Raw genomic sequence first — 18,555 nt, forward strand, 5'->3', positions numbered from 1 at the left:
AGGCCCTACGTAGCCTCACGGAACGCCGCCGCCTCCTCCAGGTCCAGGCGTCGAAGCAGCGTCCGGAGCATCTCGTCGTCGATGTAACGGCCGTCCCGGAGTCTCACGAACATCTCCCGCTCGGCGGCGATCATCTCGCGCGACAGCCGCCGGTACGTGTCGTCGGCGGTCTCCCCGGTCACGGGGTTCACCGTCCCGAGCCGCTCCCACACGGCGTTGCGGCGACGCTCCAGGACCGAGCGGAGCCGGTCTGCGAGCGGCGGCGGCAGCGCGTTGCGCTCGTCGTCGAGGAGTTCGTCCAGGCGGCGCTCCGCGGTCCGGGACGCCTGTGCCTGGGCGTTCGCCTCCGCGAGCGTCTCGGCCTGCTGGTCCCGCTCGGGCAGCTTCAGCAGACGGACCAGCGGGGGCAGTGTCAGCCCCTGCACGACCAGCGTGCCGATCACTGTCGTGAAGGTCAGGAAGAGGATCAGATTGCGGCCCGGGAAGTCCTCCCCGCCCTCCGCGGTGAGCGGGATCGAGAAGGCGATGGCGAGCGAGACCACGCCTCTCATCCCGGCCCAGCTGATGATGAAGGGCCCCTTCCAGGTGGGGTTGTCCTCCCGTTCCCGGATCCGTTTGGACAGGATGCGGGGCAGGAAGGTCGCCGGATACACCCACACGAAGCGGGACACGACGACGACCAGGAAGACGGCCACCGCGTACCAGGCGGCGCTCACTCCCTCGTACTCGTCGAGGCCCTTGAGGACGATCGGGAGTTGCAGGCCGATGAGCGCGAAGACCGCCGACTCCAGGATGAACGCGACCATCTTCCAGACCGCCTCCTCCTGGAGCCGGGTCGCGAAGTCGACCTCCCAGTTGCGGTGCCCCAGGTAGAGCGCGACGACGACCACGGCGAGCACTCCGGAGGCGTGCACCTGCTCGGCGACGGCGTACGCGAAGAACGGGATCAGCAGCGACAGGGAGTTCTGGAGCAGCGCCTCCTTCAGGTGCGTGCGCAGCCAGTGGAGCGGCATCATCAGGACGACTCCGATCCCGACGCCGCCGATCGCGGCGAGCAGGAACTCGCCGATGCCGCCCGCCCAGGTCGCGCCCTCGCCGACGGCTGCGGCGACCGCCACCCGGTAGGCGGTGATCGCGGTCGCGTCGTTCACCAGGGACTCGCCCTGCAGGATCGTGGTGACCCTGGAGGGCAGCCCGACCCGGCGCGCCACCGCCGTGGCCGCCACCGCGTCCGGCGGCGCCACGACCGCGCCGAGCACCAGTGCCGCCGTCAGCGACAGGTCCGGCACGATCATGTAGGCGGCCCAGCCGACGACGAGTGTCGCAAAGAGCACGTACCCGACGGACAGCAGCGCGACCGGCCTGAGTTGCGCCCGCAGATCGAGGTACGAGCTGTCCGTGGCCGCCGTGTAGAGCAGCGGAGGCAGCACGAGCGGGAGCACCACGTGGGGGTCGAGGGTGTATTCGGGGACCCCGGGCAGGTACGAGACGATCAGGCCCGCGGTGACCAGCAGCAGCGGCGCGGGCACCGGGGTACGGCGGGCCGCGCCGGCGACCACGGCGCTGCCGGCGACCAGCAGCAGGAGGGGCATCACATGCATCGGCTTCGGCCCACCTTCGTTTCCGCGCGGATTCCCGCACGCCCGACGTAATCTGGCAATCATGAAACAGTGCACGCACGCCGACGCGCTGCCGGATCCGGAACCCAAGCCGCTGAGCGAGACCTGCCTGGAGTGTCTGGCCGCCGGCTCGCACCCCGTGCAGTTGCGACTGTGTCTCATCTGCGGAGACGTGGGCTGCTGCGACTCGTCGCCGCTGCGGCACGCGACGGAGCACTTCAAGAAGACGGGACACCCGATCATGCGCACGTTCGAGCCCGGAGAGAACTGGCGCTGGTGCTTCGTCGACCACGTACTCGTGTGACGAGGGATCCGGACGGTTCGACCCTCTGACCGTTGGGTACGTCAACCCGGCGCGCGCTCTTCCCAATTGGGCCCGCAGACCCCTAGCCACTGTGCGTATCCATAGGTTTACTATGAGTGACAGCAAGGGGTTGGGGTCCCGGGGACAGGAAACCTGAGAGCGCGATAGCGTCACCGCTGAACCACGTTGCGCGTTACCCCGGGGGGCGACCCTCGGCCCCCGAAAGAGCTTGTACCACCTTGGAGGTGAGGGTGTCCCAGATCGCAGGCGAGCCCGCGACCCAGGACTTCGTGGAAGTCCGGCTGCCGGCTGCGGGTGCCTACCTGTCGGTGCTGCGCACGGCCACAGCCGGCCTCGCGGCGCGTTTGGACTTCACCCTCGACGAGATCGAGGACTTGCGCATCGCCGTGGACGAGGCGTGCGCGATCCTGTTGCAACAGGCGGTGCCGGGCTCCGTGCTCAGCTGTGTCTTCCGCCTGATCGACGACTCGCTCGAGGTGACCGTCTCGGCCCCGACCACCGATGGCCATGCCCCCGCGCGGGACACCTTCGCCTGGACCGTGCTGTCGGCCCTCGCCGGCAAGGTGTCCTCCTCGGTGGCCGACGACAAAACCGTTTCGATCAGCCTCTACAAACAGCGCGGCGCGGGACCCGGGCCGGCGTGAGGAACGGGGACGGGCCGGTGCGGGACGAAGAGCGCGGCACACGGGAACTTCCCGGCAAGGGCGAGGACGGCCCGACCGGGCCTCGGCCTCTGGCGGAAGGTGTCGACGGCATCCCCGAGCAGCAGGCCCGGCCGCATCCGGAGGACGACGCCTCCTCGGCGGCCGAAGCGTCTCGGCGGGAAGAGCCGGTCGACAAGGACGGGCGCGAGGCGCTGTCCGACAGTGACGGGCGACAGGATCCAGACGTTGCCGCGCAGTGGGGGTCCCCCCGGACGGAGTCTGGGGGGACGTCCTCGGAAGGGCGGCGGCGGGTGACGGGCGGGATCATGAGCGAGCAGCACGAGCACGAACGAAATGCCGACAGCGGCGCGTCGGGTACGCATCACGACCCCCACGACCGCAGCGGGGCGCGGGCCAGGTTCATCGAGCTGCGCAAGCTGGATCCCAGCAGCCCGGAGTACGCGGAGCTGCGCAACCGGCTGGTCCGGATGCACCTGCCGCTCGTGGAGCACCTAGCGCGCCGCTTCCGCAACCGCGGTGAGCCGCTGGACGACCTCACGCAGGTCGCCACCATCGGCCTGATCAAGTCGGTCGACCGCTTCGACCCGGAGCGCGGCGTCGAGTTCTCGACGTACGCGACTCCGACGGTGGTCGGTGAGATCAAGCGGCACTTCCGTGACAAGGGCTGGGCGGTGCGTGTGCCGCGCCGGCTGCAGGAGCTGCGGCTGGCTCTCACCACGGCGACCGCGGAGCTGTCACAGCTGCACGGCCGCTCGCCCACGGTCCACGAGCTGGCCGAGAAGCTGGGCATCTCGGAGGAGGAGGTCCTGGAGGGCCTGGAGTCGGCCAACGCGTACTCCACGCTGTCCCTGGACGTCCCCGACACCGACGACGAGTCCCCGGCGGTCGCGGACACTCTGGGCGCCGAGGACGAGGCCCTGGAGGGCGTCGAGTACCGCGAGTCCCTCAAGCCTCTCCTTGAGGACCTCCCACCGCGCGAGAAGCGGATTCTCCTGCTTCGCTTCTTCGCCAACATGACCCAGTCCCAGATCGCCCAGGAGGTGGGCATCTCCCAGATGCACGTCTCCCGCCTGCTGGCCCGCACCCTGGCCCAGCTCCGCGAAAAGCTCCTGGTGGAGGAGTAACAGACCGCGCCCCTCGGTAGGGGCGCGGGCACCATACGGTTTTCTTTCAGGGCTTTCAGGGGCGCGGCGAACTGCGCGACCAGCCACGGCGGACCCTCACACGCAGTACGCCCTCAGCACACCCCGGACTGCTTAACGCTCCCGTACCCCGCCCGGCCCGGTGATCCCCAGGGCCCTGGTCGTCTCCGGATTCACGATCAGCACCAGCGCGGCGACAGCCACCACCGCCAGGGCGATCCCCCCGGGAATGGCGAGACTGTCGGCCTGAAGCAGGTTGTACGCGACGGGCAGCGCCATGATCTGCGTGATGATCGCCGGCCCCCGGCTCCACCCGCGCCGCAGCAACAGCCCGCGCGCGGCCAGCAGCGGAAGCAGCGCGAGCACGATCAGCGTCACGCCTCCCGTGACGGCCTGACTGCGGTCGTCCGGGTGCCCCGTGAGACCCATCACAAGCATGTAGCCGCCGCCGACCACAAGAGCGAGCCCCTCCAGCGCGGCGAGCGCCGCCGCGACGGTCAGCCGCGTGGGACGGGGTTCGGCGTCGGAGGTGTCCGGGGTCGACTTCTGCTCAGAACTCACCCCTGAAGAGTAGCCCTCACCCCGTACCCGCCAACGGCCCCGGGCACCCCCGGTAACCCGCCGTGTGCTGCCCCTCACACCTGATCCTCACCTCGGTATGGGCCGAGTACCACGCGGTAGGTACGCTGCATCGCATGCGTGCACTTCTCGTGGTCAATCCGGCAGCAACCACCACAAGCGCGCGCACGCGTGACGTCTTGATCCACGCACTGGCGAGCGAGATGAAGCTCGAAGCGGTCACCACCGAGTACCGCGGGCACGCCAGGGACCTCGGCCGGCAGGCCGCGGACAGCGAGGACATAGACCTGGTCGTGGCCCTCGGCGGCGACGGCACGGTCAACGAGGTCGTGAACGGTCTGCTGCACGGCGGCCCCGACCCCGACCGGCTGCCGGGCCTCGCCGTCGTCCCCGGCGGCTCCACCAATGTCTTCGCGCGCGCCCTGGGCCTGCCGAACGAGCCCGTGGAGGCCACCGGCGCCCTCCTCGACGCGTTGCGCGAGGGCCGGCAGCGCACGGTGGGCCTCGGCCTCGCCGCGGGCACCCCGGGCAGCGAGGACGAAGGCGTCCCCGCCCGCTGGTTCACCTTCAACGCGGGCCTCGGCTTCGACGCCGGCGTGGTCGGCCGCGTCGAACAGCATCGCGAGCGCGGCAAGCGTTCCACGCACTCCCTCTACCTGCGCCAGGCGATGCGCCAGTTCTTCGGGGAGACCCACCGCCGCCACGGCACGATCACACTGGAGCGGCCGGACGCGGACCCGGTGACCGATTTGGTGCTGTCGATAGTCTGCAACACCTCTCCGTGGACGTATCTGGGCAATCGCCCGGTGTACGCGTCACCTAAGGCCTCGTTCGATACCGGGCTCGACGTACTCGGTCTCAGCCGCATGTCGACGACCGCGGTTGCCCGGTATGGCACCCAGTTGCTCACTTCGTCCCCCGAGCGCGGACCCCATGGGAAGCATGCGGTGTCCCTGCACGACCTGACCGACTTCACCTTGCATTCGAAGGTCCCACTCCCCCTCCAGATGGACGGCGACCACCTCGGACTGCGTACGAGCGTGACGTTCACAGGCGTTCGTCGTGCACTGCGTGTGATTGTGTGAGCGGAACGGGCTAAAGTCCTTCCACTCGAACGTTTAGGCCAGGATCCACCCCATGGAAGTACGGCTGTGACCTAGTCGACACCGAGGAATCAAAAAAAACTTTCCGGTAGGGGTTGTATCCGCCGCTGAGGTTTGCGAGTCTCTTTGTGGCGCTCGGGACGGGCCGCAACATCGCCCCCACAGAGCGCCGGAACCCCTCCTCAATTCACAGGACCACACCAGTCCGTCTGGTAGTCGGCCCTTCACTTGTTGAGGGATTCGTGAAAGCGTTCACATTCACAAGCAACGTGCATGTAATACCAAGGAGAGGTAGCAGCCATGGACTGGCGTCACAACGCCGTTTGCCGCGAGGAAGACCCCGAGCTCTTCTTCCCCATCGGCAACACCGGTCCTGCGCTGCTGCAGATCGAGGAAGCCAAGGCCGTCTGTCGTCGCTGCCCCGTCATGGAGCAGTGCCTGCAGTGGGCGCTCGAGTCCGGCCAGGACTCCGGCGTCTGGGGTGGTCTCAGCGAGGACGAGCGCCGCGCCATGAAGCGCCGCGCCGCCCGCAACCGGGCCCGCCAGGCATCCGCCTGACAACCCACCCCACACGGCCCTGAGCTTGGCGGCGCGTACAGCGAGTACGCTTCTCCCGCCCCCGAGCCGCAGCGCGCAGTACCCCCCGATGCGCAGATAGCAACTAGCACGATGAGCCCCGGACCGGAAAACGGTCCGGGGCTCATTGCTGTTTGCGGCCGCGTCTTCGTGGGGTGCCCCGCGACCGCGGGGCATGCCCGGAAGCTCGTGACGATTACGCAGCGTATCCGTGGAGTAATGGTGCGGATTGCCGGTGCTTCACTTGTGGGGCACCACCGGAATGTCCAGGACGACCTGGGTCCCGCGCTCGGGGGCGCGGACCATGTCGAAGGTGCCGCCCAACTCCCCCTCCACCAGCGTCCGTACGATCTGCAGACCCAGATTGCCCGAGCGGTGCGGGTCGAAGCCCTCGGGAAGACCGATGCCGTCGTCCTGGACGGTGACCAGGAGGCGGGCCTCCTTGGTGCTGCCGCCGCGGACCGCCGACACCTCGACCGTGCCGCGGTCGCCCTCGCGGAAGCCGTGCTCCAGCGCGTTCTGCAGGATCTCCGTGAGGACCATGGAGAGCGGGGTCGCGACCTCGGCGTCGAGTATGCCGAAGCGTCCGGTGCGCCGGCCGACGACCTTGCCCGGGGAGATCTCGGCGACCATGGCGAGCACCCGGTCGGCGATCTCGTCGAACTCCACGCGCTCGTCCAGGTTCTGGGAGAGCGTCTCGTGCACGATGGCGATCGACCCGACACGGCGCACGGCCTCTTCGAGCGCCTCACGGCCCCGGTCGGACTCGATACGGCGGGCCTGGAGGCGGAGCAGCGCCGCGACCGTCTGGAGGTTGTTCTTCACCCGGTGGTGGATCTCCCGGATGGTCGCGTCCTTGGTGATCAACTCGCGCTCGCGGCGCCGCAGTTCGGTCACATCGCGCAGGAGTACGAGCGAACCCACCCGCGTGCCCTTGGGTTTGAGCGGGATGGCGCGCAGCTGGATCACGCCGTCGGCACTCTCGATCTCGAACTCGCGGGGCGCCCAGCCGCTGGCGACCTTGGCCAGCGCCTCGTCCACCGGGCCACGGGACGGGGCGAGTTCGGCCGTGGTCTTGCCGAGGTGGTGGCCGACCAGGTCGGCGGCGAGGCCGAGACGGTGGTACGCCGACAGCGCGTTCGGTGACGCGTACTGGACGACGCCCTCCGCGTCCAGCCTGATCAGGCCGTCGCCCACCCGCGGCGAGGCGTCCATGTCGACCTGCTGGTCGGGGAACGGGAAGGAGCCCGCCGCGATCATCTGTGCGAGGTCGGACGCGCTCTGCAGATAGGTGAGTTCGAGCCGCGAGGGGGTGCGCACGGTGAGGAGATTGGTGTTGCGGGCGATGACGCCCAGCACGCGGCCCTCCCTGCGCACGGGGATCGACTCGACCCGTACGGGAACCTCCTCGCGCCACTCCGGGTCGCCCTCGCGCACGATCCGGCCCTCGTCCAGTGCCGCGTCCAGCATGGGGCGGCGGCCGCGCGGGACGAGGTGGCCGACCATGTCGTCCTGATACGAGGTGGGGCCGGTGTTGGGCCTCATCTGGGCGACCGAGACATAGCGGGTGCCGTCACGGGTGGGAACCCACAGGACGAGGTCCGCGAAGGAGAGGTCGGAGAGCAGCTGCCACTCCGAGACCAGCAGGTGCAGCCACTCGAGGTCGGAGTCACCGAGGGCGGTGTGCTGGCGGACGAGGTCGTTCATGGAGGGCACGTGTGCGAGCGTACCCGCCGGGTGCGACATGCTCCGAAATCGGCCATCCGCGCGGGCCCGGAAACACCCGCGGGCCGCGGCGCCTGAGAGGGACCCTCAACCCTCCCGGCACCGCAGCCCGGAGCAACATCGGCCGCGGGCTGTGCGGTCCCGGTCGGCCGAAGGATGAGGATCCGGTGCAGTCAGGGCAGAGAGCGCCGGCTCCTCGGTCCGTCTTCCTGTGCGGGGAAGACGGAGGCTTGGTCATTCGGACGGCTTGATCATCAAGTTGCATTCTCAAGCTTTGTACGATTGTGGACTAGACCACTCTCGACTGTCCATGCGTTGGCGGATGTTTGTTGTTGTCTCTTTATCCAACAACTCACGTCCTACATCCACCACGCAGCCTATCCCCGAGCGGTTCACGAGCGGGGCCAGATTCGCATGGCGAGTTCGGCGAGCGCCTCCAGCTCTTCCTTGCTCGCGCCGTCACGGGCCTGCTGGGACATGCCCTGGATCATGGCTCCGGTGTGCCGGGCCAGGCCTGCCGCGTCGATGTCCGCGGGCAGCTCACCTGCGGCGACGCCGGACCTGATGCGGCTCTCGATGGCGGCGATGTTCGCGTTGCGCCGCTCACGGAGGGATTCCTCCACCTCCGGGGTGGTGCAGTTGGTGGCCGCGTGGACGATCAGGCAGCCGTGCGGGCGGCCTGGCTCGGTGTACTCGGCTGCCGCCTCGCGCAGCATCCGCTCGACCGCGGCCCAGACCGTCGGCTCCTCGGCGAAGGCCCGGTCGCCGAACGAGCCGTACCGCTCGCCGTACTCCCGTACGACCTCGTCGAAGAGCGACCGCTTGTCGCCGAAGGCCGCGTAGAGGCTGGGGGCGCCGATGCCCATGACCTGGGTGAGGTCGGAGACGGAGGTCGCCTCGTACCCGTGCTCCCAGAAGGCGAGGATCGCCTTCTCCAGCGCGGTCTCGCGGTCGAAGGAGCGGGGGCGGCCGCGAGGCTTCGAGGCCCGGGCGGCGGCGTCCTTGATGTTGTGGCTGCTCACCATGGAGTGAATTGTATAGCGGGTGCTAGAGAAATGTCCCCGGCTCGTTGTACGGTCTTTTTGTAGCGACCACTAGGCAAATGGGAAGGGGGCGCCGGCATGGGCGTGCTCACGGGCAGGACGGCACTCGTCACGGGGGCGAGCAGGGGTATCGGACGCGGGATCGCCGAGCGGCTCGGACGCGACGGGGCGCGGGTCGGGGTGCACTACGGCAGGAGCGAGGCGGCCGCGAAGGAGACGGTGGCGACGATCGAGGCGGCCGGCGGCTCGGCGTTCGCGATCCGTGCGGAGCTCGGGCTGCCGGGGGACGCGGCGGCCCTGTGGGAGGAGTTCGACCGGCACGCGGACGGGGTGGACATCCTGGTGAACAACGCCGGGATCGGTTCGACGCCACCGATCGAGGAGATCGACGAGGAGACGTACGACCAGGTCTTCGCGGTGAATGTGAAGGCGCCGTTCTTCGTCGTCCGGCACGGCCTGGGGCGCCTGCGCGACGGCGGCCGGGTCGTCAACATCTCCTCGGGGCTGGCACGGACCGCGGTCTTCCCCCACCTGATCGCCTACGCAATGACGAAGGGCGCCCTGGACGTCTTCTCCCGGGACCTGTCCAAGGTGCTGGGCGCCCGTGGCATCACCGTGAACTCGCTGGCGCCGGGCATCGTCGACACCGACAACACGGCCGAGCTGCTCCATGGGAGTACCGACGGGTGGGCGAACGCCGCGGCGATATCGGCGCTCGGCCGGGTGGGCGAGACCGCCGACATCGCCGACGTGGTGGCGTTCCTCGCCTCGGACCAGGGGCGGTGGGTGACGGGGCACTGGATGGATGCGATGGGGGGTTCGCTGACCTGAGCCGTCGGTTGCCCGGGCGCCCCGAGTCCGGCGAGGCGCCTTCGCAACGGGGGGGGCGCCCTCGGGATGGAGGAGCCCCTTTGGATCGGTGGGGAGGCTCCGGATCGGCGGGATGCCCCCCGGATCGATGGGACGGCTTCGGTTCGGTGGGGCGGCTTCGGTTCAGCGGGGCGACTCGGGTTCGGCGGGAGGGCTCTGGTTCAGCGGGAGGCTCGGGTTCGGCGGGACGGCTCCGGTTCAGCGGGAAGCTCGGGATCGACGGGACGGCTCCGGATCAGTGGGAGGCTCGGGATCAGCGTGTCTCCGTGACCTTCGCGAGGGCGCGGGGTGCGTCCGGGTCCTGGCCGCGGGCGATGGTGACCTCGTAGGCGAGGAGTTGGAGCGGGAGGATCTCCAGGATCGGCTGGACCTCCTCGGCCACGCCCTCGGTAGGCAGGACGAAGCCGGCGGAGGCCTGTTCGACCTGGAGGCGGGGGCCGATGACGACGAGGTCGGCGCCGCGTCCGCGCAGTCGGTCGAGCACGGGCTGGAGTGCCGCGCCGCCCTTGCCGTCGGTGACGACCGCGATGACCGGGGAGATGTTGTCGACCATGGCAAGCGGGCCGTGCAGCAGGTCCGCACCGGAGTAGGAGAGGGCGGGGATGTAGCTGGTCTCCATGAGCTTGAGGGCGGCTTCCTTGGCGGTGGGGTAGCCGTAGCCGCGGGAGGTGATCACCATGCGCTCGGCGAAGCGGTAGCGCGAGGCGAGGGTGCGGATCTCGTCCTGGCGGGCGAGCAGTTGCTCGGCGAGATCGGGGAGCACCTTGGCCTGGGCTCCGTCGCCGCCGCGCAGTCCTTCGACGAAGAGATAGAGCGCGAGGAGGGAGGCAGTATAGGTCTTGGTGGCGGGGAGTGCCTTCTCCAGCCCAGCCATGATGTCGAGGTGGTACTCGGCGACGGCGGCCAGGGGTGAGTCCGGGTTGTTGGTCACCGCGAGCGTGATGGCGCCGGCCTCACGGGCGGCCCGGGTCGAGGCCACCAGATCCGGGGAGCCGCCGGACTGGCTGACCGTGACCACCAGGACGTCGGTGAGGTCGGGGCGGGCGCCGTAGGCCGTCGTGGTCGACATGGAGGCGAGGCCGCACGGCAGGCCGAGGCGGATCTCCAGGAGGTACTTGGCGTAGAGGGCCGCGTTGTCGGAGGTGCCCCGGGCGGTGAGCAGCACGAAGCGGGGTTTGCGGGCGGCCACCCGCTGGGCCACGTCCTGGATGCGCGGGGCGCCCTCTTCCAGGATCCGCCGCAGGACGGCGGGCTGCTCGGCCATCTCGCGGGCCATGATCCGGCCCGGGCGGTCGGACTCGGCGGGTACCGGCTGCGCGTCGGGCTGGGGGTCCGGCGGGGTGGCGGTCATGGCGTTTCCTCCTGGGGCTGTTGCGTGGCGGGCGGAGCTGCGTCCGCGGGAGGGGTGGCGGAGCTTGACTGCGCGGGCGCAGGTTCCATTCCACTCCCCCACGGCGAGCGGCGCCCGCTCGGGGTGGGGTGCGGCGGCCGGAGTGTCAGCGAGGCGCCGCCGGCCCGGGGGCAGTTGCCGTCGGCCCGGGGGTGGTCGGGCGCCGTCGGCCCGGGGGAGGCAGGCGTCGCCAGCCCGGGGGGGGGGGGGCGGCCAAGCGCCGTCGGTCGGCGGCGGTCAGGTGCCGTCGACCAGGGGGGCGGTCGGGCGCCGCCGGCCGGGGGGCGGTCGGGTGCCTTCGGCCGGGGTACCACGCGGGGCGCGGCCCGTCGGCGCGCCTATCGCGTGCGGTCATGGCCGGAACCGCTCTCGTGCCGTTGTCCGGGTGCTCCGAGCCGGGGCGGCGGCCGAGGGGCAGCTGAGGGGCGACCGGGGAGGGCCGTGCTGCTAGATTGGTCTATACCACATGTTCGGTTGTGTCCCCTTCACCTTTCAGAACGGCAGGCCCAGCGTGGAAGTTGTCATCGTTTCGGACGCCAAGGCGGGTGGCGAGCTCATTGCCGAGGCCATGGCGGAGCTGCTCCGGCACAAGCCAGACGCGCTGCTCGGGGTGGCCACCGGCTCGACGCCGCTGCCCATCTACCAGGCGCTGGCGGCGAAGGTGGATTCCGGTGCCGTGGACGCCTCGCGGGCGCGGGTCGCACAGCTCGACGAGTACGTGGGACTGCCGGCCGAGCATCCCGAGTCGTACCGGTCGGTGCTGCGGCGCGAGGTGCTGGAGCCGTTGGGGCTGGACGTCGACGCGTTCATAGGACCCGACGGGACCGCCGAGGACGTGCGGGCCGCGTGCGAGGCGTACGACAAGGCGCTCGCCGAGGCGGGCGGTGTCGATCTCCAGCTCCTCGGGATCGGGACCGACGGGCACATCGGGTTCAACGAGCCGTGCTCGTCGCTCGCCTCGCGTACGCGGATCAAGACCCTGACCGAGCAGACGCGGGTGGACAACGCCCGGTTCTTCGAGGGCGACATCGAGCAGGTGCCGCATCACGTGATCACCCAGGGGATCGGGACGATTCTGGAGGCACGGCATCTGGTGCTGCTCGCCACGGGTGAGGGCAAGGCCGATGCCGTGGCGGCGACCGTCGAGGGGCCCGTCGCCGCGGTGTGCCCGGCGTCGGCGCTCCAGTTGCATCCGCATGCCACGGTCGTCGTGGACGAGGCGGCCGCGTCCAAGTTGAAGCTCGCGGACTACTTCCGGCACACGTTCGCCAACAAGCCGGACTGGCAGGGCATTTAGGCGATTCGCTTAACGAAACGAATGCGTGTGGATGCGCGCGAACACGAAGGTGCCGGGTCCGCTCGTGGTGGACCCGGCATCTTCGTTCGCGGGGTGCCCCGGGCCTTCGTTCCGTCGGCTCGGGCCCCGGCGGGCTCATGCCCCGGCGATGGCCTCCGCCGCCGCGAGGCCGCAGACGCGGGCCGCGCCGTGGGTGGCGATGTGGAGGGCGCCACGGGGCGGTGACTGCGGCACGCCCATCTCGACCACGACGGTGTCGGGGCGGGCGGCGAGCAGGATGTCGAGGGCCTCGGCCATCCAGGTGTGGCGGTGGGCGTCGCGGACCACCGCGACCACGCGGCGGGAGCCGGCCGCCGCGAGGGCCTCGGCCCCGGCGCGCTCCCCCGTGAAGCTCCCGGTCTCCGTGCCCGGCAGCATGCGCCGCAGTTCGGCGGCGACGCCCCAGGGGGTCTCGTCACCGACGGCGATGTTGGCGACGGGGGTGAGGGCGGCGACGTACGGAGCCTCGGTGACCGGTGCGAAGTGCGCTCCGCGCGTGACCGTCAGCGCCCGCCGGGCCGCCACCAGTCCGACGTCGGTCCTCGCGTCGGACCCCACTGCGGAGCCCGCTGCCGCCCCGACCTCGGGCCCCGCTGCGGAACCTACTGACGAAGGTGATGGCGAACGTGTTGACGAACGTGTTGAAGGCGTCGGCTGTGTCGACGCCGTCCAGGACGCCAGTGCTCTGACCCGGGCCGCCGCGTCCGCCAGGCGTTCCTCGGGGAGTTCGCCCGCGCGGACGGCCGCGACCAAGGCGTCGCGCAGGCGCAGGACCGTCGGCTCGTCGGAGAGTCCGCCGCCCACGCAGATGGCGTCGGCGCCGGCGGCGATCGCGAGGACGCTGCCCCGTTCGATGCCGTAGGTCGCCGAGATGGCCTGCATCTCGATGCCGTCGGTGACGATGAGGCCGTCGTAGCCCAGTTCCTCGCGGAGCAGGCCGGTGAGGATGCGGCGCGAGAGGGTCGCGGGGTGGACGGGGTCCAGGGCCGGGACCAGGATGTGCGCGCTCATCACGGCACGCGTGCCCGCCTCGATGGCCGCGCGGAACGGCACCAGTTCCCGGGACTCCAGGACCGAGAGGTCCGCGTCGATGCGCGGCATCGCGTGGTGCGAGTCGACCGCCGTGTCGCCGTGGCCCGGGAAGTGCTTGGTGCAGGCGGCGACTCCGGCGGACTGCAGCCCGGAGACGTACGCGGCCGTGTGCCGGGCCACCAGTGAGGTGTCGGCGCCGAAGGACCGTACGCCGATGACGGGGTTGTCGAAGTTGGAGTTGATGTCGGCGGACGGCGCCCAGTTGAGGTTCACGCCGGAGGCGGCCAGCCGGCGGCCCAGCTCGTGGGCGACCGCCTCGGTCAGCTCGATGTCGTCGACCGCGCCCAGCGCGTGGTTGCCGGGGAAGGAGGACCCCGTACGCACCTCCAGGCGGGTGACGTCACCGCCCTCCTCGTCGATGGCGACCAGCACGTCGTCGCGTTCCGCGCGCAACTGGGCCGTCAGGGCGGCCACTTGGGCGGGGGTGGCGATGTTGCGGCCGAACAGGCCGACGGAGGCGAGGCCTTCGCCCAGCCGCCGCAGCAGCCAGGAGGGAGCCGAGGTCCCGGTGAATCCGGGCTGCAGGACGGCAAGGGCGTCACGGGTCAGCGTGTCCGTGCCGGAGGCGATGGTGGTCATCGGGGGGCTATCCCTTCACCGCGCCGGAGGTGAGTCCGCTGACGGCCTTGCGCTGGAGGTAGACGAAGAGGGCCAGGATCGGGACGGCGAAGAGCGAGGCCGCGGCCATGGTGGCCCCCCAGTCGTCACCGAACGTCGACTCGAAGCTGGAGAGCCACAGCGGGAGCGTCTGCTTCTCGGCGTCCTTGTTGAGGATCAGGACCAGCGGGAACTCGTTCCATGCCGTGATGAAGCCGAAGAGCGAGGTCGCCATCAGTCCCGGGGCGAGCAGCGGGAAGATGACCTTCACGAAGGCCTGCTTGCGGGTGCAGCCGTCCACCATCGCCGACTCCTCCAGCTCCTTCGGCACGGCGGCGACGTAACCGCGCAGCGTCAGGATCGTGAAGGGCAGCACCATGATCATGTAGAAGACGGTGAGCGGCACGAGGCTGTTGAGCAGGTCCGCGTCGCGCACGATGATGTAGATCGCGATGACCATGACCTCCCAGGGGGCCATCTGCGCGATCATGAAGGTCAGCAGGAAGCCGCGGCGGCCCCTGAACCGCATGCGCGCCAGCGCGAAGGACGCGAGCAGCGCGATGACGAGGGAGAAGACCACCGCGAGGACGGTCACCGTCAGGGAGTTGCCGACGAGCGTCCAGAAGTGGTCGGCGTCGAGCGCCGTCCGGAAGTGGTCGAAGGTGATGTCCGTCGGCACGAAGACCGGGTCGTCCGCGATGATGTCGCCGGTCGGCTTCAGAGCGGTCGCGAACATCCAGTAGACGGGGAACGTGAAGACGACGAAGAGGACGAGGGCCGTCGCGTTGGGCCACAGCCGGGTCATCAGGGAGCGCTTCACAGCTCGTCCTCCTCTTGCTTGAGAACGGTACGCAGGTAGTAGGCCGTCAGGCCCAGCAGGATGAGGATCGTCAGGAACGAGATCGCCGCTCCCATCCCGTAGTGCTGGTTGCCGGGGCCCTCGACGAACGCGTAGATCGGCAGGGTCTCGGTGAGCCGGTCGGGACCGCCCTTGTTCATGGCGAAGATCTGCGGGAACGCCTTGAAGATCCAGATGACCTCCAGGAAGGTCGTCGCCCACAGGAACGGCCGTATGAAGGGAAAGGTCACCGAGGTGAAGCTCTTCCACATGCCGGCCCCGTCGATCGAGGCGGCCTCGTACAGCTCTTTCGGAATGGTGGTGGTGGCGGCGTACAGGTTGATCGCCACGAACGGGATCGACTGCCAGACGATCAGCAGGGTGATCACGGAGAAGGTGGAGAGCTGGGTGCCGAACCAGTTGTAGTCGGCCATCGACGTCCAGCCGGCCTTGGCGAGCAGCCAGTTGACGACGCCGAAGCGCTGGGCGAACAGCCACTGGTAGACCGTGGTCGCGGCGATCACCGGCATCGCCCAGGCCAGCACCACGCCGAGCAGCAGCACCAGCCGCATGCGCTTGCCGAGGCGGGCGAGGAGCAGGCCGACGAGCGTGCCGAGCACCATGGTGAGGACGACGTTCACGGCGGTGAAGACGATCGTCCGCTGGACGACCTTCCAGAAGTCCGAACCGCTCAGGACGTCCGTGTAGTTGTCGAACCCCCGCCACTCGGTGAGGTGGAGGATCAGCTGGCGCGGGTTGAGGTTCTGGAACGACAGCACGCCGTTCTTGATCAGCGGCCAGCCGAGCAGGATCACCGTGGCGAGCAGGGCGGGCAGCAGCAGCAGATACGGGGCGGACGCGCCGCCGCGCCTTCTCGCCGGGCCCGTGCCGCCGGGCGGGGTTACGTCGGTTTTACGGACACCGGGCGCCGCGGCCGTGCCTGTGTCCGTGCGTTCGGTCTGCACTGACATGCTCGCCATCTCTTCCAGGTTCGGGAGTCGCAGATCGTTCGATGCGCCGGCGCGCCGGGGACGGAAGGGACCGCCCCCGGCGCGCGGGTGATCAGCTGCTCTGTGCGAGCCGCTTGTTGATCTCGGCCTCGACCTGCTCGGCGGCCTCGGCGGGCGACTTGCCCTTCAGAACCGCGGTCATGTAGCTCTTGATCGGGTTCGGGTCGTTCTCCACGGCGGCCCACTCGGGGATCAGCGGCGTGGTGCCACCGCCGGCCGCGGCCGGGGCGGCTGCCACGGCGGCGGGGTTGGCCGACAGGTTGGTCTGCAGCGACTCCTTGTTCGGGATGACGCCGTTCTCCTTGGCGAGCGCGCCCTCGAACTTGTCGGACAGCGCGAGCTTCAGGAACTCCTTGGCGAGCTCCTGCTTCTTGCTGCCTGCGGCGACCGCGAAGTTGGAGCCGCCGAGGAAGACGCCCTCGGGCTTGTCGGCCGTCTCACCGGGGATGGTGAAGTAGCCGATGTCCTTCTCGATCTTCTTGTTGGCGGCGATGGCCGTGCCGGCCTCCCAGCCCATGCCGATGAAGGCACCGACGTTGCCCTTGGCGAAGACCTCGGCCTGCTGCGGGGTCGCCTCGTCCTTGTCCTTGGGGGCCTTGGAGAAGGCCTGGTACTCCTTGTAGATCTCCATGGCCTTGCCGACCTTCGGGTCCGCGAGGTTGGAGACGTACTTGTCGCCGTCCTTCTTCACCAGGTCGGCACCCTGGCCGATGGTCAGACCGTCGAAGAAGTACCAGTTCTGGCCGGGCAGGTAGAGCGGCTCGGCGTCGGTCTTCTTCTCGATGGTCTCCAGGGCGTCGAAGAACTCGGCCCGCGTCTTGGGGGTGCCCTTGATGCCCGCGTCGGCCCAGACCTTCTTGTTGTAGACGACGACACGGTTGGCGAAGTACCACGGGGCCGCGTACTGCTTGCCGTCGAAGACCGAGGACGCGTTGAGGGCCTCGGTCCAGTCGGCGCCTATCTCCGACTTGAGGTCCGACAGGTCGGCGAGGCCGCCGGTGGCCGCGTACGCCGGGGTCTGGGTGTTGCCGACCTCCAGGACGTCCGGCGGGTTGTCCTCGGAGAGCGAGGTGGTGATCTTCTGCTGGATGCCGTTCCACTGCTGGGTCTCGAACTTCAGCTTGGCCTTCGTCTGCTTCTCGAAGGCGGCCGTGAGGTCCTTGGTCCAGCCGGGCGGCGTGGAGCCGTCCATGGCCCAGACGGTCAGGGTCTGCCCCTTGAAACCGTCGGCCCCCGTCTTGTCGCCACTGTCACCGTCGTCGCCGCCACAGGCCGCTACAGACATCAACATGCCCGCGACACCGACAGCCGCAATGAGCTTGCGCTTCACGTCACCCTCCTCAGGGATTCCAGCAACCCCCCTGCCCACCGCGTGACTTACGACGAGTACTGCCCGTGGGGCTGGGACCTGGTCCTCAATGGTTTAGACCAGTAGGGGGGAGCTTGGCCTAGACCTAGAGGGGTGTCAAGGGTGGAAAACCTGCTCTCGGCCGTCCGTTACGCGACCTACATATGCAGGGACCTTTCACTACACGGGGACCAGAACGGGCATGCCGCGACGGGCGCCTCAGCAGCCCCTTCGAAGCACCCGCAGCAACCGCTCTCCAACCCTTTGGACTAGACCAAAAGAGACCCCGACGGTATATAGAGGGGATCACGCAGCGTGCGGGGGGACACTCGCACGGCAAGCCGTGCCACGATGTGAGCCGCGGCCGACGCGCACGTCGGCCCATCGGCACCTGAAGCCGGGAAGGCAGAGTATGAGCACCGACGTCAGCAGTGCGGAGAACGAGGGTGGGGCCCCCATCCGTACCGCGCGCGTGCCCAAGTACTACCGCCTCAAGAAGCATCTGCTCGACATGACGGAGACACTGCCGCCCGGCACACCCGTACCGCCCGAGCGCACCCTCGCCGCCGAGTTCGACACCTCGCGCACGACCGTGAGGCAGGCCCTTCAGGAGCTGGTCGTCGAGGGCCGTCTTGAGCGCATCCAGGGCAAGGGCACGTTCGTTGCCAAGCCGAAGGTCTCGCAGGCGCTGCAACTCACCTCGTACACCGAGGACATGAGGGCCCAGGGTCTCGAACCCACCTCGCAGCTCCTGGACATCGGCTACATCACCGCTGACGACACGCTCGCCGAACTGCTCGACATCACCGCCGGCGGGCGGGTGCTGCGCATCGAGCGGCTGCGGCTCGCGAGCGGGGAGCCGATGGCGATCGAGACGACGCATCTGTCCGCGAAGCGGTTTCCCGCGTTGCGGCGGTCGCTCGTCAAGTACACCTCGCTGTATACGGCGTTGGCGGAGGTGTACGACGTTCATCTCGCCGAGGCCGAGGAGACGATCGAGACGTCGCTGGCGACTCCTCGGGAGGCGGGTCTTCTCGGTACGGATGTGGGGCTGCCGATGCTGATGCTGTCCCGGCATTCGCTGGACAGGGGTGGGTTGCCGGTGGAGTGGGTGCGGTCGGTGTACCGGGGGGACCGGTACAAGTTCGTTGCGCGGCTGAAGAGGCCTGTGGAGTAAGGGTTGTGGGGGTCGGTGGGCGGCTGCGGGTGCGTCGTGGCTGGTCGCGCAGTTCCCCGCGCCCCTGAAAGACGGGGCTGCGCCCCTGCCTTTCGTCTTTAGGGGCGCGGGGAACTGCGC

Annotated in this window: 17 protein-coding genes; 8 read left to right on the forward strand and 9 right to left on the reverse strand. The window is 69.4% G+C overall.

Annotation, left to right across the window (positions count from 1 at the left end; genetic code table 11):
• Positions 1-5: 5 nt before the first annotated feature.
• Positions 6-1,601, reverse strand: a complete 1,596-nt coding sequence (locus ACFWXQ_RS33510; RefSeq protein ID WP_383949022.1) for a Na+/H+ antiporter — start codon at positions 1,599-1,601, stop codon at positions 6-8.
• A gap of 61 nt (positions 1,602-1,662) precedes the next feature.
• On the opposite strand from ACFWXQ_RS33510, the gene ACFWXQ_RS33515 reads away from it, so the two are divergent.
• The 3 genes from ACFWXQ_RS33515 to ACFWXQ_RS33525 all read left to right on the forward strand — a co-directional run bounded on the left by ACFWXQ_RS33515 (position 1,663) and on the right by ACFWXQ_RS33525 (position 3,733).
• Positions 1,663-1,923 (forward strand): UBP-type zinc finger domain-containing protein, encoded by a 261-nt coding sequence (locus tag ACFWXQ_RS33515; RefSeq protein ID WP_383949019.1) that lies wholly within the window; start codon positions 1,663-1,665, stop codon positions 1,921-1,923.
• Between the two features lie 251 nt (positions 1,924-2,174).
• A complete protein-coding gene (locus ACFWXQ_RS33520) occupies positions 2,175-2,588 on the forward strand; it encodes an anti-sigma regulatory factor (protein ID WP_055512819.1) in 414 nt (137 codons plus the stop codon).
• Between the two features lie 17 nt (positions 2,589-2,605).
• Positions 2,606-3,733 (forward strand): SigB/SigF/SigG family RNA polymerase sigma factor, encoded by a 1,128-nt coding sequence (locus ACFWXQ_RS33525; protein ID WP_383949016.1) that lies wholly within the window; start codon positions 2,606-2,608, stop codon positions 3,731-3,733.
• A 132-nt stretch (positions 3,734-3,865) separates the two neighbouring features.
• Here the strand turns inward: ACFWXQ_RS33525 and ACFWXQ_RS33530 are convergent, their stop codons facing one another.
• On the reverse strand, positions 3,866-4,312 hold the full coding sequence (locus ACFWXQ_RS33530; RefSeq protein ID WP_383949013.1) for a hypothetical protein: 447 nt from the start codon (positions 4,310-4,312) through the stop codon (positions 3,866-3,868).
• A gap of 134 nt (positions 4,313-4,446) precedes the next feature.
• Between ACFWXQ_RS33530 and ACFWXQ_RS33535 the strand changes: the two genes are divergently transcribed.
• Both ACFWXQ_RS33535 and ACFWXQ_RS33540 read left to right on the forward strand, forming a co-directional pair.
• Complete coding sequence (locus ACFWXQ_RS33535; protein ID WP_383949010.1) at positions 4,447-5,415, forward strand: diacylglycerol/lipid kinase family protein; 969 nt, start codon at positions 4,447-4,449, stop codon at positions 5,413-5,415.
• A gap of 318 nt (positions 5,416-5,733) precedes the next feature.
• Positions 5,734-5,991 (forward strand): WhiB family transcriptional regulator, encoded by a 258-nt coding sequence (locus ACFWXQ_RS33540; RefSeq protein ID WP_016639615.1) that lies wholly within the window; start codon positions 5,734-5,736, stop codon positions 5,989-5,991.
• 258 nt (positions 5,992-6,249) lie between these two features.
• Here ACFWXQ_RS33540 and ACFWXQ_RS33545 read toward each other — a convergent pair whose 3' ends face one another.
• Together ACFWXQ_RS33545 and ACFWXQ_RS33550 are read right to left on the reverse strand one after the other, a co-directional pair.
• Positions 6,250-7,716 carry a sensor histidine kinase gene (locus ACFWXQ_RS33545; RefSeq protein WP_383949059.1) on the reverse strand — a complete coding sequence of 489 codons (1,467 nt, stop codon included), beginning with the start codon at positions 7,714-7,716 and terminating at the stop codon, positions 6,250-6,252.
• A gap of 410 nt (positions 7,717-8,126) precedes the next feature.
• Entirely contained in the window at positions 8,127-8,759 is a 633-nt protein-coding gene (locus tag ACFWXQ_RS33550; RefSeq protein ID WP_383949008.1) for a TetR/AcrR family transcriptional regulator, read from the reverse strand.
• A gap of 96 nt (positions 8,760-8,855) precedes the next feature.
• Here ACFWXQ_RS33550 and ACFWXQ_RS33555 point away from each other — a divergent pair, with 96 nt between their 5' ends.
• Entirely contained in the window at positions 8,856-9,608 is a 753-nt protein-coding gene (locus tag ACFWXQ_RS33555) for an SDR family oxidoreductase (RefSeq protein ID WP_383949006.1), read from the forward strand.
• Positions 9,609-9,900: 292 nt separating this feature from the next.
• Here ACFWXQ_RS33555 and ACFWXQ_RS33560 read toward each other — a convergent pair whose 3' ends face one another.
• A complete protein-coding gene (locus ACFWXQ_RS33560; protein ID WP_383949003.1) occupies positions 9,901-10,998 on the reverse strand; it encodes an SIS domain-containing protein in 1,098 nt (365 codons plus the stop codon).
• A 550-nt stretch (positions 10,999-11,548) separates the two neighbouring features.
• On the opposite strand from ACFWXQ_RS33560, the gene nagB reads away from it, so the two are divergent.
• Positions 11,549-12,334 (forward strand): glucosamine-6-phosphate deaminase, encoded by a 786-nt coding sequence (gene nagB, locus ACFWXQ_RS33565; RefSeq protein ID WP_383955532.1) that lies wholly within the window; start codon positions 11,549-11,551, stop codon positions 12,332-12,334.
• A 135-nt stretch (positions 12,335-12,469) separates the two neighbouring features.
• Here nagB and ACFWXQ_RS33570 read toward each other — a convergent pair whose 3' ends face one another.
• From ACFWXQ_RS33570 to ACFWXQ_RS33585, 4 genes are all read right to left on the reverse strand, one after another.
• Positions 12,470-14,044: a glycoside hydrolase family 3 protein gene (locus ACFWXQ_RS33570; protein WP_383955529.1), complete on the reverse strand. Its 1,575-nt coding sequence runs from the start codon at positions 14,042-14,044 to the stop codon at positions 12,470-12,472.
• A 7-nt stretch (positions 14,045-14,051) separates the two neighbouring features.
• On the reverse strand, positions 14,052-14,882 hold the full coding sequence (locus ACFWXQ_RS33575; protein WP_383955526.1) for a carbohydrate ABC transporter permease: 831 nt from the start codon (positions 14,880-14,882) through the stop codon (positions 14,052-14,054).
• Positions 14,879-15,871 (reverse strand): carbohydrate ABC transporter permease, encoded by a 993-nt coding sequence (locus tag ACFWXQ_RS33580; protein ID WP_383955523.1) that lies wholly within the window; start codon positions 15,869-15,871, stop codon positions 14,879-14,881. The genes ACFWXQ_RS33575 and ACFWXQ_RS33580 overlap by 4 nt, the downstream gene beginning before the upstream one ends.
• Positions 15,872-15,962: 91 nt before the next feature.
• Positions 15,963-17,240 carry an extracellular solute-binding protein gene (locus ACFWXQ_RS33585; protein ID WP_383955520.1) on the reverse strand — a complete coding sequence of 426 codons (1,278 nt, stop codon included), beginning with the start codon at positions 17,238-17,240 and terminating at the stop codon, positions 15,963-15,965.
• 430 nt (positions 17,241-17,670) lie between these two features.
• Between ACFWXQ_RS33585 and ACFWXQ_RS33590 the strand changes: the two genes are divergently transcribed.
• Positions 17,671-18,435 (forward strand): GntR family transcriptional regulator, encoded by a 765-nt coding sequence (locus ACFWXQ_RS33590; protein ID WP_189837546.1) that lies wholly within the window; start codon positions 17,671-17,673, stop codon positions 18,433-18,435.
• The last annotated feature ends 120 nt before the right edge of the window (positions 18,436-18,555 follow it).

The sequence above is a fragment of the Streptomyces sp. NPDC058697 genome (assembly GCF_042715345.1).
Classification (GTDB): domain Bacteria; phylum Actinomycetota; class Actinomycetes; order Streptomycetales; family Streptomycetaceae; genus Streptomyces; species Streptomyces liliifuscus.

Excerpts from the sequence above, each read along its gene's own strand:
- ACFWXQ_RS33515 (WP_383949019.1), top strand. The coding sequence starts at position 1,663 with ATGAAACAGTGCACGCACGCCGACGCGCTGCCGGATCCGGAACCCAAG.
- ACFWXQ_RS33560 (WP_383949003.1), bottom strand. The coding sequence starts at position 10,998 with ATGACCGCCACCCCGCCGGACCCCCAGCCCGACGCGCAGCCGGTACCC.
- ACFWXQ_RS33510 (WP_383949022.1), bottom strand. The coding sequence starts at position 1,601 with ATGCATGTGATGCCCCTCCTGCTGCTGGTCGCCGGCAGCGCCGTGGTC.
- ACFWXQ_RS33580 (WP_383955523.1), bottom strand. The coding sequence starts at position 15,871 with ATGTCAGTGCAGACCGAACGCACGGACACAGGCACGGCCGCGGCGCCC.
- ACFWXQ_RS33545 (WP_383949059.1), bottom strand. The coding sequence starts at position 7,716 with ATGAACGACCTCGTCCGCCAGCACACCGCCCTCGGTGACTCCGACCTC.
- ACFWXQ_RS33535 (WP_383949010.1), top strand. The coding sequence starts at position 4,447 with ATGCGTGCACTTCTCGTGGTCAATCCGGCAGCAACCACCACAAGCGCG.
- ACFWXQ_RS33570 (WP_383955529.1), bottom strand. The coding sequence starts at position 14,044 with ATGACCACCATCGCCTCCGGCACGGACACGCTGACCCGTGACGCCCTT.
- ACFWXQ_RS33540 (WP_016639615.1), top strand. The coding sequence starts at position 5,734 with ATGGACTGGCGTCACAACGCCGTTTGCCGCGAGGAAGACCCCGAGCTC.
- ACFWXQ_RS33590 (WP_189837546.1), top strand. The coding sequence starts at position 17,671 with ATGAGCACCGACGTCAGCAGTGCGGAGAACGAGGGTGGGGCCCCCATC.
- ACFWXQ_RS33555 (WP_383949006.1), top strand. The coding sequence starts at position 8,856 with ATGGGCGTGCTCACGGGCAGGACGGCACTCGTCACGGGGGCGAGCAGG.
- ACFWXQ_RS33550 (WP_383949008.1), bottom strand. The coding sequence starts at position 8,759 with ATGGTGAGCAGCCACAACATCAAGGACGCCGCCGCCCGGGCCTCGAAG.